Origin of the sequence: Haloferax sp. Atlit-48N (assembly GCF_003383015.2) — an archaeon.
GTDB lineage: Archaea > Halobacteriota > Halobacteria > Halobacteriales > Haloferacaceae > Haloferax > Haloferax volcanii.
The window spans coordinates 767,957-783,472 of the sequence record NZ_CP137689.1 but is presented as its reverse complement, the minus strand read 5'-3'; the positions used below and the strand labels follow the sequence as shown (position 1 = coordinate 783,472).

The 15,516-nt window shown below is 68.4% G+C and carries 17 protein-coding genes; 5 read left to right on the top strand and 12 right to left on the bottom strand.

Going from position 1 to position 15,516, the window contains the following annotated elements; translation table 11 throughout:
- Positions 1-114: 114 nt before the first annotated feature.
- Positions 115-1,422 carry a M28 family peptidase gene (locus DEQ67_RS04305; RefSeq protein WP_115891332.1) on the bottom strand — a complete coding sequence of 436 codons (1,308 nt, stop codon included), beginning with the start codon at positions 1,420-1,422 and terminating at the stop codon, positions 115-117.
- Between the two features lie 202 nt (positions 1,423-1,624).
- Between DEQ67_RS04305 and DEQ67_RS04300 the strand changes: the two genes are divergently transcribed.
- Both DEQ67_RS04300 and DEQ67_RS04295 read left to right on the top strand, forming a co-directional pair.
- Complete coding sequence (locus DEQ67_RS04300; RefSeq protein WP_115860243.1) at positions 1,625-2,791, top strand: thiolase domain-containing protein; 1,167 nt, start codon at positions 1,625-1,627, stop codon at positions 2,789-2,791.
- Positions 2,788-3,168 carry a Zn-ribbon domain-containing OB-fold protein gene (locus tag DEQ67_RS04295; RefSeq protein ID WP_115802300.1) on the top strand — a complete coding sequence of 127 codons (381 nt, stop codon included), beginning with the start codon at positions 2,788-2,790 and terminating at the stop codon, positions 3,166-3,168. The genes DEQ67_RS04300 and DEQ67_RS04295 overlap by 4 nt, the downstream gene beginning before the upstream one ends.
- A gap of 12 nt (positions 3,169-3,180) precedes the next feature.
- On the opposite strand, the gene DEQ67_RS04290 is transcribed toward DEQ67_RS04295, so the two are convergent.
- The 7 genes from DEQ67_RS04290 to DEQ67_RS04260 form a co-directional block, all read right to left on the bottom strand.
- The gene (locus DEQ67_RS04290) at positions 3,181-3,324 is read right to left on the bottom strand and encodes a hypothetical protein (protein ID WP_188148174.1); all 144 of its coding nucleotides are present in this window, start codon (positions 3,322-3,324) and stop codon (positions 3,181-3,183) included.
- Positions 3,325-3,365: 41 nt separating this feature from the next.
- Positions 3,366-4,292, bottom strand: coding sequence for an alpha/beta fold hydrolase (locus DEQ67_RS04285; RefSeq protein WP_004044104.1), 927 nt, complete (start codon positions 4,290-4,292; stop codon positions 3,366-3,368).
- Positions 4,293-4,379: 87 nt separating this feature from the next.
- A complete protein-coding gene (meaB, locus tag DEQ67_RS04280; RefSeq protein WP_006600555.1) occupies positions 4,380-5,492 on the bottom strand; it encodes a methylmalonyl Co-A mutase-associated GTPase MeaB in 1,113 nt (370 codons plus the stop codon).
- 2 nt (positions 5,493-5,494) lie between these two features.
- Complete coding sequence (locus DEQ67_RS04275) at positions 5,495-5,914, bottom strand: cobalamin B12-binding domain-containing protein (RefSeq protein ID WP_004044106.1); 420 nt, start codon at positions 5,912-5,914, stop codon at positions 5,495-5,497.
- A 57-nt stretch (positions 5,915-5,971) separates the two neighbouring features.
- Positions 5,972-7,798 carry a S9 family peptidase gene (locus DEQ67_RS04270; RefSeq protein ID WP_004064322.1) on the bottom strand — a complete coding sequence of 609 codons (1,827 nt, stop codon included), beginning with the start codon at positions 7,796-7,798 and terminating at the stop codon, positions 5,972-5,974.
- Positions 7,799-7,837: 39 nt separating this feature from the next.
- Complete coding sequence (locus DEQ67_RS04265) at positions 7,838-8,560, bottom strand: hypothetical protein (RefSeq protein ID WP_115802299.1); 723 nt, start codon at positions 8,558-8,560, stop codon at positions 7,838-7,840.
- Positions 8,561-8,573: 13 nt separating this feature from the next.
- A complete protein-coding gene (locus tag DEQ67_RS04260; RefSeq protein ID WP_004044109.1) occupies positions 8,574-8,831 on the bottom strand; it encodes an MTH865 family protein in 258 nt (85 codons plus the stop codon).
- Between the two features lie 151 nt (positions 8,832-8,982).
- On the opposite strand from DEQ67_RS04260, the gene DEQ67_RS04255 reads away from it, so the two are divergent.
- Both DEQ67_RS04255 and DEQ67_RS04250 read left to right on the top strand, forming a co-directional pair.
- Positions 8,983-10,029: a M42 family metallopeptidase gene (locus DEQ67_RS04255; RefSeq protein WP_004044110.1), complete on the top strand. Its 1,047-nt coding sequence runs from the start codon at positions 8,983-8,985 to the stop codon at positions 10,027-10,029.
- 144 nt (positions 10,030-10,173) lie between these two features.
- Positions 10,174-10,797: a halocyanin domain-containing protein gene (locus DEQ67_RS04250; RefSeq protein WP_004044111.1), complete on the top strand. Its 624-nt coding sequence runs from the start codon at positions 10,174-10,176 to the stop codon at positions 10,795-10,797.
- A 108-nt stretch (positions 10,798-10,905) separates the two neighbouring features.
- Here DEQ67_RS04250 and DEQ67_RS04245 read toward each other — a convergent pair whose 3' ends face one another.
- The 4 genes from DEQ67_RS04245 to DEQ67_RS04230 all read right to left on the bottom strand — a co-directional run bounded on the left by DEQ67_RS04245 (position 10,906) and on the right by DEQ67_RS04230 (position 14,418).
- Entirely contained in the window at positions 10,906-11,964 is a 1,059-nt protein-coding gene (locus DEQ67_RS04245) for a glycosyltransferase family 4 protein (RefSeq protein WP_115891333.1), read from the bottom strand.
- A gap of 105 nt (positions 11,965-12,069) precedes the next feature.
- Positions 12,070-12,711 carry a DUF420 domain-containing protein gene (locus tag DEQ67_RS04240; protein WP_004044113.1) on the bottom strand — a complete coding sequence of 214 codons (642 nt, stop codon included), beginning with the start codon at positions 12,709-12,711 and terminating at the stop codon, positions 12,070-12,072.
- A 78-nt stretch (positions 12,712-12,789) separates the two neighbouring features.
- The gene (locus DEQ67_RS04235) at positions 12,790-13,254 is read right to left on the bottom strand and encodes a GNAT family N-acetyltransferase (RefSeq protein WP_115891334.1); all 465 of its coding nucleotides are present in this window, start codon (positions 13,252-13,254) and stop codon (positions 12,790-12,792) included.
- A 117-nt stretch (positions 13,255-13,371) separates the two neighbouring features.
- A complete protein-coding gene (locus DEQ67_RS04230) occupies positions 13,372-14,418 on the bottom strand; it encodes an NAD(P)-dependent glycerol-1-phosphate dehydrogenase (protein ID WP_004044114.1) in 1,047 nt (348 codons plus the stop codon).
- Positions 14,419-14,619: 201 nt separating this feature from the next.
- Here DEQ67_RS04230 and DEQ67_RS04225 point away from each other — a divergent pair, with 201 nt between their 5' ends.
- Positions 14,620-15,492: an alpha/beta hydrolase gene (locus tag DEQ67_RS04225; RefSeq protein WP_008605968.1), complete on the top strand. Its 873-nt coding sequence runs from the start codon at positions 14,620-14,622 to the stop codon at positions 15,490-15,492.
- Positions 15,493-15,516: the final 24 nt, after the last annotated feature.

The following is a 15,516-nucleotide window of genomic DNA, read 5'->3' as shown; positions in this document are numbered from 1 at the left end:
CCTCGTGGTTCGGTCCGGTGGTGGGCGGCGCGGGCCGGGCGGTCGGGCGAGCCGGGCGGTCGGGCGAGCCGGGCGGTCGGGCGGGCCGGACGGGTGCTGTGCGTCGCCGGCGCCTCAGAACGGCCAGTCGCCGGTGACTTTCATGCCTTCCGCTTGGTCTTCGGCTTCGAGCGCGGCCGCGATGTCGGCGGGGTCTGCGTGGGGTATCTCGCGGTCGGCGTCGGCGAGTTCGACGGTCAGTTCGGTCAGGAGAATCGCCTGCTCGCGGAGCGTCCGCGACTCCAGTTTCTCGATGGTGTCGGCGTGCGTGTGGCCCCAGCCGCGGCCGCGGCCCTCCTTTTCGCTGCCGACCATGTACGCCGGGACGCCGTGGGCGACGAACGGCCAGTGGTCGCTGTGCGGGAGCTGTTCGGGTAGCGTCGAAACGTCGTGGTCGAACCGCTCGGCGACGGTCTCGGCGGCGGCTTCGAGTTCGTCGAAGCCGTGGGTGGTGAGCTTGAGCGTCCGCCCGGCGACGACGCCGTCGTTGTTGACGATGGCTTTCACGTTCGCCCGGTCGTCGCCGAGGCGCTCGGCCTCGTACTCGGAGCCGACGAGGCCGACCTCCTCCGCGCCGAAGCAGACGAAGCGAACGCGCGTGTCGAGTTCGTCCTCGCGGGCGGCGAGCGCGCGGGCGACTTCGACCACCATCGCGGTGCCCGCGCCGTTGTCCATCGCGCCCTCGGCGATGTCGTGGGCGTCGAGGTGGCTCGTGACGAGCACCTCCTCGTCGGTGTCGGGGCCGAGTTCGGCGTGGACGTTCCCGCTTTCGGCCGCGGGTGCTTCGCAGGTCACGTCGACGGTCACTTCGTCGCCGTCGAACCGACGGCGGAGGCGCGCGCCGACCTCTTTGCTCACGCCGACCGCGGGGATGTCACCGATGGGCGCGTCGGCGGTGCCGACGCTCCCCGTGGGCGGGAGTTGACCGGGAACGTGGTTGGCGAAGACGAACGCGGCCGCGCCGGCCTCGACGGCGTAGTAGTACTTCTCGCGGCGGTGGATGAAGCGGTCGTAGTGGTCGGGCACCGTCGTGGAGACGACGACGACCTTCCCCGAGAGGTCGCGGTCGAAGTCCTCGGGCAGGCCGTAACCGAGGTCGACCAGTTCGCCGCTCGCGGTCCCGGCGGGACTGCGCGGGAGCGCGATGCAGTCCTGGGTGGTGTCGGCGGCGTAGACGGCGCTGTCGCCGCGCTCCCAGCCCTGAATCTCGAAGGGGTCGATGCGGGCGTTCCGCGCGCCGACGCGTTCGAGGGCGTCTCGCGTCGCCTCCATCGCCTCGCGCTCGCCGGGCGAGCCGGTCATCCGGTTGCCGATGTCGACGAGCCGCTCTAAGTGGTTCCAGCCGACCTCGCTGGTGAACGTGTCGCCTATCCAGTCACTCATAGTGGACCGTCTCGCGGGACCGTGGTAACGGTTGCGATGGGTCGAAAACGCGGCGGTGATGCGACGGAGAAATCGGCCGACACCGGCGGGACGCTCGCTTCGTCGCGTCGCGGCCGCGAGCGCGGGGGAGCGAGAGCCGAACCGCGACTCCGCCCGCGGGCGAGCGGCAGGTTCAAGGACCATCTATCACGTACGTTCATCCATGACTGACGTGCGAATCGCCGGGGTCGGACTGACGAAGTTCGGCAGTCACCCCGAGCGAACCGGCCGCGACCTGTTCGCGGAGGCCGCCCTCGCCGCCCGCGAGGACGCCGGCGTCTCCCGCGACGACTACGAGGAAATCTTCTACGGCAACTTCATGGGCGAACTCGCCGAGAAGCAGGGCCATCAGGGGCCGGTCATGGCCGAGGCCGCCGGCCTCGACTGCCCCGCGACCCGCTACGAACAGGCCTGCGCCTCCGCGGGCGTCGCCTTCCGGCAGGCCGTCGCGACGATTCGGAGCGGCGCGGCCGACGTGGTCCTCGCCGGCGGCATGGAGCGCATGAACAACCTCGGGACCGCCGAGGTGACGCAGTCGCTCGCCATCGCCGCGGACGAACTGTTCGAGGTCCGCGCGGGCGTCACGTTCCCCGGCGCGTACGCGCTCATGGCCCGCGCGTACTTCGACGCCTTCGGCGGCGACAGCGAAGACCTCGCGCACATCGCGGTGAAGAACCACGCCAACGCGATGCAGAACGACTACGCGCAGTTCCACCGCGAAATCACGGTCGACGACGCGCTCGAAAGCCCCGTCGTCGCAGACCCGCTTTCCCTCTACGACGCCTGTCCCATCACCGACGGCGCGAGCGCGGTCGTCCTCGTCAGCGACGACTACGCCGAGCGACACGGGCTCGACGCGCCCGTCACCGTCACCGGGTCGGGACAGGGCGGCGACAAGGCCGCGCTCCAAGACAGACCCCATCTCGCGCGGACGCCCGCCGCGACGAAAGCCGCCGACGCCGCCTACGCGGACGCCGGTATCGGCCCCGACGACGTGGACGTGGCCGAGGTCCACGACTGCTTCACCATCGCCGAGGTGCTCGCGCTCGAATCGCTCGGCCTCTACGACCACGGCGAGGGCGTCGGCGCGGCCGCCCGCGGCGAGACGACCCGCGACGGCGACCTCCCGGTGAATCTCTCGGGCGGCCTCAAGGCGAAGGGTCACCCCGTCGGCGCGACGGGAACCGCCCAAGTCGTCGAGATGACGAAGCTCCTCCGCGGCGACCACGGCAACAGCGACGCCGTCCCCGACGCTCGGGTCGGCGTCACCCACAACGCGGGCGGGACCGTCGCCAGCGCGGTCGTCCACGTGCTGGAGGTGGACCGATGACCGACACCGGCTACGACGAGTGGCTGGCCGCAATCGCGGACGGCGAGGGGTACTATCTCGCGTGTCCCGACGGCCACGGGTCGCTGCCGCCGCGGCGCTCCTGTCCGCACTGCGGCGCGGCCGAGTTGACCGAGGAACCGCTCCCGGCGACGGGCGAGGTTCTCACCTTTACCGAGGTGCACGTCCCTGCGCCGAACTTCGCAGACGAAGCGCCCTACGTGACGGCCGTCGCGTCGTTCGGCCCGGTCAAGCTCACGGGCGTCGTCCGCGACCTCCCCGCCGACGAGGTCGACCTCGGCACGACCGTCTCGGTCGGCGTGGGCGAGAACGCGACGACCGACGAGCGGTTGGTCGTGTTCCGGCCCGCGAGCGAGTAGCGCCGCGGCCACTTACTCGTCGCGCGCCTCCACGGCCTCCAGCGGCGAGCGCCAGCCGAAGATGTACGACCCGAGGAGCCACGCCCAGAAGCCGGCCGCGAGGAGCGCGATGGCTCCGTACAGAAACAGCGAGAACAGCGAGAGGGAGTCGAGCATCGGTTCAAATCACGGATTGTGTTGCGGTCGGGACGCGACGCTCAGTCGAGGGCGTCGCGGACGGTGTCGACGAAGGCGTTCGGGAACTCGACGTGCGGGAGCAGCATCGCGTCGTCGAAGACGACGAGCGTGCAGTCCGCGGCGTCCGCGAGGTCGCGGCCCCGCTTCAGCGGCGTGATGTCGCTCTCGCGGCCCCAGACGAGCGTCGTCGGCACGTCGAGCGCCGCCAGCGCCCCGCCGAGGTCGATGTCGGTGTTGAGGTAGCCGGAGATGAACGACGCCGGCGCGAAGCGCGCGCCCTCCTGATGAGCCGTGCGCCACTCGTACTCCTGCCACTCCTCGCCGGCCTTCTCGGGGTCGTAGTAGCCGTGGTCGGCGTTGAAGTAGCGAATCGACGGCCGGGAGGCGACGACGTTGAACAGCGCCTCGCCGACGACCGGCGCGCGGACGAGTTCGCGGAGCCACTCCTTCGGGTCGGGGCCGCCGCGCGACGTGGGGCAGACGAGGACGAACCGCGAGACGGACACGTCGTCCCGCTCCGCGGCGGCGACGGCATAGGCCGCGGTGAGCGACGAGGCGAGGACCGCGGGGTCGTCGTACTCCGCGAGGAAGTCGCCGGCGAAGTCCTCGTAGAGCGCGGGCGAGTAGTACAGCGCCGGGCGGTCCGACAGGCCGAACCCGGGGAGATCGGGCGCGACGACGTGGTAGTCCTCGGCGAGCGTCGAAAACACCTCGCGGAACTCGCCGGACGACCCCGCGGCGTTGATACCGTGGAGGCAGACGAGCGTCGGGTCGTCTTCGCTCCCGGCCTCGACGTACGACACGTCCATGCCGCGCCAGCGATACGTCCCGTGCGACCCGGACAGCGGCGGTTCGAGGGGTTCAACGCGCTTCGAGAGGGCCGCGTTGGCCGCGGCGGTGAGGCCGACGCCGGCGGCGGCCAGTCCGATGGCTCGTCGGAGTTTCATGTCACGTAGATGGCGCGCGGTGGCCTTAATTCGCCCGCCCGTGGCGGGATGGTGGGCGGGGCAAACGTCGTCTTGGCCTCGGTCGGCTCAGTCGGCTCGGTCGTCCAGACACTCCCGGAGCGGTTCGAGCACGTCTTCAGCGACCGCGTAGGGGTCGGTCTCCTTTTCGACGACGGCCTGAGCGAACTCCTCGACTCCGCCGCGTCGGTCGAGTTCGGCTTCGAGGAGCCGGTTCACGTCGCTTCGGAGGAGCTGTCGAATCTCCTCGCCCGCGCGTTTTCGGGCCTTCTCGGCCAGTTCGCCGGAGGCGTCGAGGTAGTCGCGGTGGTCGTCCAGCGTCTCGACCAACTCGTCGATTCCCTCGCCGGTCGTGGCGACCGTTTCGAGGACTTGCGGCGTCCAGACGAGGGGTTCGTCGGCGTTGGATGGGTCACCCTCGGCGTCGCTTTCGGCGTCGCTCGCGTCCGCGTGCCCGCCGTGACCGCCGCCGTGGCCGTCGTCGAACGCCGCGGCCCCGTGGTGGCCCGTATCGAGGTTCGCCCGCGGGTCGTCGCGGAGGTGAATCATCTCCTGTAACTCTGCGACGGTACGCGATGCGCCCTCCATGTCGGCCTTGTTGACGACGAACACGTCGCCGATTTCGAGGATGCCCGCCTTGAGCATCTGCACGTCGTCGCCGCTGCCGGGTTGGACGAGGACGACGACCGTGTCGGCGGTCTTCACCACGTCCACCTCGTTTTGCCCCGCGCCGACCGTCTCGATGATGATACGGTCTTTCCCGAAGGCGTCGAGCGCCTTCACGGCGTCCGCGGTGGCGGTCGAGAGGCCGCCGAGCTGGCCGCGAGCGCTCATCGACCGGAAGAACACGTCCATGTCACCGACGTTCGAGGCCATGCGGATGCGGTCGCCGAGGACGGCCCCGCCGGTGTACGGCGAGGAGGGGTCCACGGCGATGACGCCGACCGTCTCGCCCTGGTCGCGGTAGTACTTCGCCAGTTTGTCCACGAGCGTCGATTTGCCGGCCCCCGGACTGCCCGTGATGCCGACGACGGACGCGTCGCCCGTGTGCGCGTGGAGTTCCGAGACGATGTCCCGGTAGCCCGGCGACTGCGACTCGATTTTCGTGATGGCGCGCGCGAGCGCCCGGTGCTCGCCGTCGAGGAGTCGCTCGACGAGGTCGGATTCGACCGCCCGACTCATCGTCACGGTCGCTCGGGCGCGTGTTCCTTCACGAAGTCGATGGTCTCCTGCATCGGCGTGCCGGGGCCGAAGATGGCGTCGACGCCCTCTTCGAGGAGACCGGGTCGGTCCTCTTCGGGGATGATGCCGCCGACGATGACGAGCGTGTCGTCGAGCGCGCCGTACTCTTCGAGACCGGCCATCACCTTCGGGACGAGCGTGTTGTGCGCGCCGGAGAGAATGGAGATACCCAGCACGTCAACGTCCTCTTGGACCGTCGCCTGGATGATTTCGTCCGGGGCGCGATGCAACCCCGAGTAGATGACTTCGAATCCCGCGTCGCGGAAGGCGCGAGAGATGACGTGTGCGCCGCGGTCGTGGCCGTCCAGTCCCACCTTGGCGATGAGACACCGGATCGTTCGCTGTTCGGAGTCCGCGCTCATAGACGGGGATTCGATGTCCCGCGCTTTGACTCTAACGGAAAATAAGGTAGGTCCGCCTCAGTCGTCCGCGGCGGGCGCGCTCCGGACGTACTCGTCGAGGAAGTCTGCTATCTGAGAGTACGCCTCGATGCGGTTCTCCAGTTTGGTAAAGCCGTGACCCTCGTCGTCGAAGATGAGTTCGCGGACGTGGGCGTGTTCCCTCGCCTCCTCGACGAGTTGGTGGGCCTCGCTGACCGGCACCCGCGGGTCGTTTTCGCCGTGGAGGACGAAAAGCGGCGCGCGAATCGTCTCGACGTTGTTGATGGGCGAGATGGATTCGAGGAACTCGCGGTCGTCTTCGAGCGAGCCGTACTCCGCCTCGCGGAGTTCGCGCCGCCAGTCGCCCGTGTTTTCGAGGAACGTCACGAAGTTCGCGATGCCGACGATGTCGACGCCGGCGGCCCAGAGGTCGGGGTACTCGGTCATCGCCGCGAGCACCATGAACCCGCCGTACGAGCCGCCCATGGCGACGATTTTGTCCGGGTCGACCGCCGGGTGGTCGTGGAGCCACTCGACGGCGGCCTCGATGTCGGCGACGGAGTCCATCCGTTTTTCCACGTCGTCGAGGTGGCCGTAGGCCTTCCCGTAGCCCGCCGACCCGCGGACGTTCGGCTCGAAGTAGGCGTACCCCCGCGAGAGGAAGTACTGCTTGACCGCCGAGAACGACGGCCGGCGCTGGGACTCCGGCCCGCCGTGGATGTCCACGATGACGGGCGTCTCCCCTTCCGGCGACTCCTCGGGGAGCGTGAAGAACGCCGGGATGTCGCGGCCGTCGAACGTCGGATACCGGACGAGTTCGGGCGGGACGAACGTGTCCCGCGGGATGCCCGCCGTCGCCGCGAGCGTCCACCGCTCGGCGTCGCCCGTGGCCAACTCGACCACGTAGACGTTCGCGGTGTCGGCGCTGGCGGTGACGGTGACCGCGGCGCGCTCGCCGTCCGGGGAGAACGAGACGCCGCCGGCGACGCCGTTCGGCAGGTCGGGTTGGGGGAGCGCGTCGATGCGGTCGGGCGCGGTGAGTTCACCGAAGGTGAGTTCGGTGTAGCCCTCGACGTTCCGCGAGTAGACGAGTCGGCGCGAGTCGCGGTCGATGCTGAGACCGTCCAGTTCGTGGTCACCGCCGGTCTCGACGGTGGTGAACTCCCCGGAGGCGAGTTCGTAGCGGACGAGTTCGAGCGTGTCGCTCCCGCGGTCGGTCACCATGTAGACGTTCTCGCCGTCGGGACCCCACTCGGGGCTCTGGAAGCGGACCGTCCCCTGATGCGGCGTGAGGTGGGTCAACTCGCCCGTGGAGAGGTCGAGCACCGACACGTCCTGGTCGAAGTTCGAGTACGCCTCTTGGACGATGAGCTTCGAGTCGTCGGGCGAGAAGCCGCCGACGGTGAGCCAGCCGTCGCCCTCGTGGACGAGTTCGGCGTCGGTGCCGGTCCCGTCTCGGGCCTGCACGTACACGTCGAAGACGGCGTTGTCGCGGCGGTTCGAGGTGAACGCGAACCGCTCGCCGTCGTGGCTCCAGCCGCCCCAGCGGTGCTTGGCGTCCGGGTGTTCGGTCAGGTTCTCGATGACGCCGGTGTCGGGTTCGAGCCGGAACAGCTGGGCGCGCTCGTTGCCGCCGTTGTCCATGCCGAAAGCCAGTTCGGGTCGCTCGGGCGACCACGAGGCGAAGGTGACGCGCTCCTCGTAGAAGGTCCGCTGTTCGGGCCACGCGCCGGGCGAATCGACCGTCCAGACCTGCGGGACGCCCGTCGTGTCCATGAGGAACGACAGGCGCTCGCCGTCGGCCGAAAAGGACGCGCCGTAGGCGCTCCTGATGTTCAGGTAGCGCTCGATGTCGTACGTTCGCATACCTCGAATTGCCCCGGCGACGAGAAATCGGTTTGGGTGTCAGAAGTCAGAGAGTCGGGCGTCCTCGCGGTCGGTCCAGCCGCGCATCTTCGCGTACGCCTCGGGGTTCGTCGGCACGCCCTCGGTGTTGAGCAGGCGTTCGGGGTACAGTTCGAAGGCGATGCCGATGAGTTGGTACTCCAGTTCTTCGAGGTACGGCCGCGTGTCGGGGTACGGCCCCTCCGTGCCGACCGCCCACGGTTCGACCCAGAAGTACACCGGCTCGCGGAGCCGCGGCGGGTCGGTCGAAGCGAACAGCGCGTCCAGCCAGCGGTCGTACTTCCCCGGCCCGTCGTCGCGGAAGGCGGCCGACGAGAGGTCTCCGAAGTGGTAGTAGTTCCCGTAGCCCCAGCGCGCGAGTTTGCCGTCGTTGGTGTCGACGTTCCGCAGATTGCTGTTGAGGTCGGTGCCGGACGCGCCGAACTTCCCGCACTTACCGAGGTATCGGGGGACGACCTCGTCGCCGGCGAGGGTGTACATCATGTAGACGAGCCCCTCGTAGCGGCCCTCGCGGCGGTCGTAGTCGGTGACGACGCGGCCGCCGGCCTCGCGGAGCCGCCGCTCCATGCGTTCGCCGCGGCGGAGCGTCCGCCGACCGGAGCGACCGTACGCGATGGTGTCGACGGTCCCGTCGGCGGTCGTCTCGAACAGTGAAATCGGGTCCGCGGCGTCGACGAAGCGGTCGACGAAGCGGTCCCAGAGCGCGCGTTTCGTCTCGGTCACGCGACGACCGAACTCAGATCATGCCTTCGGCCTTGAGGCCGGCGATGATGTCGTCGACGAGGCTCTCGGCGTCCTCGTACGGGAAATCCTGATGCTTGCCGAGCTTGGCGGCCAGCTCCATCGCCGTGACGGTCACGTCGTCCGTCTTGAACTTCGTGCCCGGACCGTTCGGGAGCGCGGGGACGAGCGACATCTGATTTTCCACGGGGAAATCCGCGTTTTCGAACGCGTCCATGAACTGCTCGCGGAGCTGAGATTCGGTATCGGACATACGGTGTACCTTCGGAGAGAACTGGAAAAGCGTTCCGGAAAAACAATGACTATATTTAGAGTTCTTCCGAGACGGCGCGGCGGACCATCGAGTGCCGGCACGGTCGCCCGGGACTGATGGACTTATCTACACCGGCAATTCATGCACTCGCATGGAGTTCGACTTCGACCGCCTGAAGCAGCTTACCGAGACCAGCGGCGTCCCCGGCTATGAAGACCGCATCCGCGCGCTCGTCCGCGAGGACCTCGAAGCGACGACCGATTCCGTCCGGGTCGACGGGATGGGCAACGTCGTCGGCACCATCGAAGGCGAGAGCGACTACGAGGTCGCCGTCGCGGCCCACATGGACGAAATCGGCTTCATGGTCCGCCACGTCAACGACGAGGGCTTCCTGCAACTCGACGCCCTCGGCGGCTGGGACCCCCGCGTCCTGAAGGCCCAGCGCGTGACCGTCCACGCGGAAGACGAAGACCTCACGGGCGTCATCGGCTCGGTTCCCCCGCACACGCTGACGGAAGAACAGAAGCAGAAGGAGCCGAAGGTCGAGGACGTGTACGTCGACCTCGGCCTGCCCGCCGAGACCGTCGAGGAGACCGTCTCCGTCGGCGACCTCGTGACGATGGAACAGACGACCGTCCGCATGGGGAACCACGTGACGGGGAAAGCCATCGACGACCGCGTCTGCCTGTTCGCCATGCTGGAGGCCGCCAAACGCATCGAGAACCCCGAGGTGACGATTCACTTCGCCGCGACGGTCCAAGAGGAAGTCGGCCTCCGCGGCGCGCAGGCGCTCGGCGTCGACCTCGACCCCGACCTCGCGCTCGGCCTCGACACCACCGTCGCCAACGACGTGCCCGGCTTCGACCCCGCCGACCACGTCACGAAACTCGGTGCGGGCGCGGGCATCAAGCTCAAGGATTCGAGCGCCATCGCCAACCCGAAGGTCCACCGCCGCCTCCGCGCCGTGGCCGAGGACGACGACATCCCCTACCAGATGGAACTGCTCCCCGCGGGCGGCACCGACACCGGCGGCTTCCAGAACAGCTACGGCGCGAAGCCCGTCGGCGCGATTTCGATGCCGACGCGCTACCTCCACACCGTCACCGAGAGCGTCCACGAGGACGACGTGGTCGCCTACATCGACCTCCTGACGGCCTTCCTGGAGAGCGAGACGGGCGAGTTCGACTACACGCTGTAAGCGACCCTCGGAAGACGAGCCCGGAAGCGACCCTCGTCGGCGCGGCCGACATCGCGGGGTCACCCCCCTATATCGAGGCGCGACACCCCCGACCGGCGGACGAGAACCAAAGTATTCACTACAAGCCCACACCAAGCGGCGGACATGACCGACGGCAACGTGGATATGTCTCGGCGGGCGTTCCTCGGGGCGGCCGCTGGCGGCGCGGCGGTCGCCGCCACTTCCGGCACGGCCGCGGCGCAGACGGAAGAACCGGACTTCGGCGGCCACCTCGACGGCATCGACGGAGGGTACGAAGACCTCCGCGGCCAAAGCGAGGTCACCATCGAAGTGGGCGCAGAAGGTAACGGCGGCGCACTCGCGTTCTCCCCCGCGGGCGTCTGGATAGACACCGGCACGACCGTGACGTGGGAGTGGACCGGCGAGGGCGGCGGCCACAACGTCGTCGCGAGCGAGGGCGCGTCGCTCGACTCCGGCGCGGCCGTCTCCGAGGCCGGAAGCACCTACGAGTACACCTTCGAAGAGGGCGACGCGGGCATCACGAAGTACCACTGCGTGCCCCACGAGGCGCTCGGGATGCTCGGCGCGGTCGCCGTCGGCGGCGACGTGCCGACCGTCAGCACCGGCGGTGGCGGCGGCCCGAGCCGCCCGCAGGTCCCCGACAGCGCGAAGTCCCTCGGCGTTGCGACGACGTTCGCGATGATCGCGACGCTCGGCCTCGCGTACTTCTTCATGAAGTACGGCGGCGACTACGACGTCCAGGACTGACGCGGTCGTCACTCCTCTCGATTTTTGCCAGTCGCGAGCGGCCGCGCTCGCCCGACTTCGGTCGCCGTCACGACGGCCGCCACCGCGACAGCCGCCACGGCGGTCGACTCAGAAGAAGCCGTAGTCGTCGCGCTCGGTCTCGTAGACCGATTCGTACTGCTCGATGACCCGTCGGAAGTCGTAGCGCGCGAAGTCGTCGTCGACCGTCTCGTGGTCGTACCGGCGGGCGGCGACGATTTCGTCCGCCAGCTCTTGGGGACTCGTGACGAGCGACCCGCGCTCGCGCCCCTCGACGAGTTCGTGGGCCGACGACCGCGCCTGATACTCGACGATGGACACACAGCCGCAGGCGAGCGCCCACAGCAGGTTCGTCGCGAAGGGCTCGACCGTCGCGGTCTGCGCGAAGACGTGCGCGCCCTTCATGATTGGCACCGCCTCGTTCGCGGAGAGTTCGCCGAGGAACTCCACGCGGTCGTCGATGCGGAGGTCGCGGGCGGTCTGTTCGGCCGTCGAGCGCTCGGGGCCGTCGCCGATGACGACCGCGGACCAGTCCTTGTCGCGGAGTTCCGCGAGCGCGAGGAGGAAGCTCTCGACGTTCGCGTGCTCGTCGAGGTCGCGGGCGTACACCACGTCCGCGCGCTCATCGGCTTCTGCGCTCCGGACGAGGTCCATGTTGATGGGCTCGGGGACGAGGTGGGTCGAATCGACCGCAGCGCCGAGTTCGCGAACCTGCGTGCGGACCATCTCCGAGGGGACCAAGACGGCGTTCGGGGATTTCGCCGCCCGCCGGTAGGCCCGCGAGCCGCCGCGGTCGTCGCGGGTCCACCAGTCGGCGACGACCGGCGTCCGGAGGAACCGCGCCGCGGTCCTGACCGCCGTGACGTGCGACGGCGGGTAGCTCGCGACCTGAATCACGTCGGGTGAGACCTCGCGGAGGGCGAAGGGGACGCGGGAGGCGAAGCCGCCGACGGCGGGCGTGTCAGTCACGCGGTGATAGGTCACCCCGTCCTGTTTGAACTCGGCAACCTCGCCGTCCCACCACTTCGCACAGAGCACCGTCACCTCGTGGTCGCGCTCGGCGAGGAGTTCGGCCGTTCGTCGGAGCCGTCTGGTCGCTCCCGTCTCCTCGTGGTGCGTCGTGTACATCGAGACGAGCGCGACTCGCATATTCGCCGCCACTACGTCGCGCAATAAAAATCCACAGTTTTCGAGGACGCGACGCGACCGGGAACCGGAGCGCCGCGGGGGAACGGTTCGCCGGGGCGACGCGCCTCAGACCCCGACGACGGGCGCGAGGAGCGCGCCCGCGGACTCGACGGCGGTGACCGTGTACTCCCAACTGTACACGTGGTTGAGAAGCAGGTACGTCACGACGCCGAGGGCGAGCGAGACGAGCCACGCGCCGGCCGCGATACGGCCGACCTTCCGGTGGGGCGTCTCGGTCCGGAGTTCGCGCTCGGAGTGGGTTATCCCGAGGATGAGCGCGTAGAGGACGACCGGCACCGAGACGATAGAGAGGATGATGTGAATCGCCAGCATCGCAAGATACGGGTAGTACGCGAATGCGGGGCCGACGAACTCCTTGGTGCCGCCGCCGCCGATTTTCGCGAGATACATCACGAGGAAGACGAGGATGAGGCCGAACGACGTGACCATCGCGGCCGCGTGCTTCCGGACCTCGTCGCGACGAATCCAGCGCCAACCCGCCGCGATGACGAGGACGTTCACCGTGTTCACGACGGCGATGGCGTCCGAGAGGAGATTCACCTGTGGGAGCGACAGGTCGGGAAAGACCCTCCCGGGGACGACGCCGAGGAACGTCCCGATGACGAGGGCGTACCCGACCACCGAGAGGACGGCGGTCGCGGCCGCGGGGTGTTCCTTCAGGGGGTTGTCTGCGCTCGCAGTTGCCATGGCCGGGGATTGGGAAGACGACGTATTCCGTCTTCGGGTTCCGGACGGCGTTTGAGAGCGGTACCACCAAGAGTCAACTCACTCCAGCGGCTGTGCGAAGTCGACTTGCTTCGGTCGGAACCCCGCGTCACGGTAGAATCGGCGTGCATCCTCGTTTTGCCATTCACAGGAGACCGTGAGGTGGTCGCACCCTCGGTCGCGGGCGATGTCTTTCACTCGTGCAAGGATGTCCGTGCCGTAACCCTGGTTCCGGGACGCGTCATCGACAGCGAGGTTCACGATTCGAAGGGACTGTGCGTACTGCCGGGACGGGTGGTGGTCCTCGCGGAGCGTGACGAAGCCGATTGTCTCGCCCTCGTGGACGACGAGATAGTCGGTGACCGCCTCGTCATCGAGATGGGCGCGGAAGCCACCGACGGCGGTTTCGGTGACATCCGCGGCGAGAGCGTTCAGTTCGTCGTGTGCTTCCATCGCTTTCGCGAGTGAATACCAACGCTTGACGAGCGCGTCGAGGTCCGCTGCGGTGGCTTCGACGAGTTCCATACTGTGCGCCCGGGGCGCTCGCCCTTCAGAGTTCACCCGGTCCCGAGACCACCACGTCGCGACACGAACTTTTTGCGCCGAGCGGTCGCTCCGCGACCCGAGGCTAAAAAGGTGGGCTTAGATGACGCCCGTGATGGTCGCGGCCTCGATGGCCGCCTCCTCGCTGACGCCGTTGCCGAGAATCGTGTAGCGGTCGCGAATCTCGTGGGCGGTCGTGAGCGCCTCGATAATCGTCTCGTCGTCGATGCCGAGTTCGTCCGCGGTCGTCGGCGCGCCCATCGTCGACAGGGCGTCGCGGATGTCGGTCCACTCGCCGCGCGCGCCGCTGTGGAAGTACTCGGTCATGATGGAGCCGACGCCGACCTGGTGGCCGTGGAGGGCGCTTCCGGGCGCGATGCGGTCGAGTTGGTGCGAAAAGAGGTGTTCCGCGCCCGACGCGGGCCGCGAGGAGCCGGCGATGGACATGGCGACGCCCGAGGAGACGAGCGCCTTCGTCACGATCCACGCGGACTCTTCGAGCCCCGGTTTGATGGAGTCGGCGCTGCCGACGAGCATCTCGGCGGTCATCTGCGAGAGCGCGCCCGCGTACTCGGAGTACTCGACGTTCTTCAGGCGGTGGGCGAGTTCCCAGTCTTTGACCGCGGTGTAGTTCGAGATGATGTCGGCGCAGCCGGCGGTCGTGAGCTCCCACGGGGCCTCCGCGAGCAGTTCCGTGTCGGCGACGACCGCGAGCGGCGGGTCGGCGGCGACCGAGTGGCGGGTGTCGCCCTCTGGAATCGACGACCGACCCGAGACGATGCCGTCGTGGCTCGCCGCCGTCGGGACCGAGATGAAACCGCAGTCGAGGCGGTCGGAGGCCATCTTCGCCACGTCGATTGGCTTGCCGCCGCCGAGGGCGATGAGGTAGCCCGCGTCGGCCTCGCGGGCCGCGTCGACGACGCGCTCGACCGACTCGAAGCTCGCGCGGTCGAGCGAGATAGACGTGATGCCGTCGAACTGGTCGCGAACCCGGTCGCCGGCGATGCGGTCGGGCGACGGGCTCGTGACGAGAAACGGGTCGCCGGAGAGGTACAGCTCGTCGACCGCGGCCGAGAGGTCGTCGAGCACGCCGTGGCCCTGAAGCACGTTCCGGGGCAGCTTAATCCACGTCGATTTATCGAACATACGCGGGAATCGACCACCACGGTTCATAGTGTTTCTCGTCTCGCCGGCCGGAACGCCGTCGGTTCCGTCATCTCGACCGCGGGACAGTCGTCCGGTTTCGGGTGACCGTTGGGACAATATCTCAACGTAGCATACCGTAGTTTGATTTAATATATTTCGACTCGCAGAAAAGGTGCCCACAGACGAGTGGGTAGATAACTCATGGCACGTAGACGGCAGTTTCTCGCGACGACAGCAGCAGCGCTCTCCGGACTCACGGCCCTCGGAAGCGGCCCCGCGGCCGCCGCGTCGGTCCCCTACGTCTCGACGCGCGACCACTTCGACGACGACGGCTCGCTCGCGTCCGGTCACACCGCCCGCGGCTACGACACCTCCGGCGACGTGCCCGGCGTCGACGCCGGGTGCGCCGCAGACCTGACCGTGTTCGTCCACGGCTGGGACAAAGACGGCGACGACCCCGAAGCGGCCGCCCTCGACAAGATAGCGACGGCCGACGCCGAACTCGACGCCGCCGGCTACGGCGGCACGGTCGTCGGCTACACGTGGGACAACGACAAGGGCGGTGGCCTGGATTACGGCTGGGGCGAATCGCAGGACATCGCCCAAGCGAACGGCCGCAAGCTCGCACAGTTCGCCGTCGACCTCAAGACGACCTGTCCGGACGCGACCCTCCGGTTCGCCAGCCATTCGCTCGGCGCACAGGTGGTCTTCAGCGCCCTCCGCACCCTCGACGGCCGAAGCGACTGGACCGACCCGAGCCACGAAGTGGCGACCGTCCACCCGTTCGGGGCCGCGACCGACAACGAGGTCCCCGGCGAGGAAGAGGGACGGGCTACCTACGAGGCCATCCGCGACCGGACCGGTCACGTTCACAACTACTACAACCAGGCCGACGACGTGCTCCAGTGGGTGTACAACGCCATCGAGTTCGACCAGGCCCTCGGCGAGACGGGTCTCGAAGACGGCGACACGCCGCCCGCGAACTACACCGACCACGACGTGGAGGAACAGGTCGGCGACGACCACAGCAACTACCTGAACACGATTGCCGACGACATCGTCGACGATATGTAGCGACCCGAGGCCCCATTTTTCCGC

Bases quoted from the DNA above. Each gene is read 5' to 3' on its own strand.
- DEQ67_RS04305 (WP_115891332.1), bottom strand. From the start codon at position 1,422: ATGAGTGACTGGATAGGCGACACGTTCACCAGCGAGGTCGGCTGGAAC.
- DEQ67_RS04300 (WP_115860243.1), top strand. From the start codon at position 1,625: ATGACTGACGTGCGAATCGCCGGGGTCGGACTGACGAAGTTCGGCAGT.
- DEQ67_RS04295 (WP_115802300.1), top strand. From the start codon at position 2,788: ATGACCGACACCGGCTACGACGAGTGGCTGGCCGCAATCGCGGACGGC.
- DEQ67_RS04290 (WP_188148174.1), bottom strand. From the start codon at position 3,324: ATGCTCGACTCCCTCTCGCTGTTCTCGCTGTTTCTGTACGGAGCCATC.
- DEQ67_RS04285 (WP_004044104.1), bottom strand. From the start codon at position 4,292: ATGAAACTCCGACGAGCCATCGGACTGGCCGCCGCCGGCGTCGGCCTC.
- meaB (WP_006600555.1), bottom strand. From the start codon at position 5,492: ATGAGTCGGGCGGTCGAATCCGACCTCGTCGAGCGACTCCTCGACGGC.
- DEQ67_RS04275 (WP_004044106.1), bottom strand. From the start codon at position 5,914: ATGAGCGCGGACTCCGAACAGCGAACGATCCGGTGTCTCATCGCCAAG.
- DEQ67_RS04270 (WP_004064322.1), bottom strand. From the start codon at position 7,798: ATGCGAACGTACGACATCGAGCGCTACCTGAACATCAGGAGCGCCTAC.
- DEQ67_RS04260 (WP_004044109.1), bottom strand. From the start codon at position 8,831: ATGTCCGATACCGAATCTCAGCTCCGCGAGCAGTTCATGGACGCGTTC.
- DEQ67_RS04255 (WP_004044110.1), top strand. From the start codon at position 8,983: ATGGAGTTCGACTTCGACCGCCTGAAGCAGCTTACCGAGACCAGCGGC.
- DEQ67_RS04250 (WP_004044111.1), top strand. From the start codon at position 10,174: ATGACCGACGGCAACGTGGATATGTCTCGGCGGGCGTTCCTCGGGGCG.
- DEQ67_RS04245 (WP_115891333.1), bottom strand. From the start codon at position 11,964: ATGCGAGTCGCGCTCGTCTCGATGTACACGACGCACCACGAGGAGACG.
- DEQ67_RS04240 (WP_004044113.1), bottom strand. From the start codon at position 12,711: ATGGCAACTGCGAGCGCAGACAACCCCCTGAAGGAACACCCCGCGGCC.
- DEQ67_RS04235 (WP_115891334.1), bottom strand. From the start codon at position 13,254: ATGGAACTCGTCGAAGCCACCGCAGCGGACCTCGACGCGCTCGTCAAG.
- DEQ67_RS04230 (WP_004044114.1), bottom strand. From the start codon at position 14,418: ATGTTCGATAAATCGACGTGGATTAAGCTGCCCCGGAACGTGCTTCAG.
- DEQ67_RS04225 (WP_008605968.1), top strand. From the start codon at position 14,620: ATGGCACGTAGACGGCAGTTTCTCGCGACGACAGCAGCAGCGCTCTCC.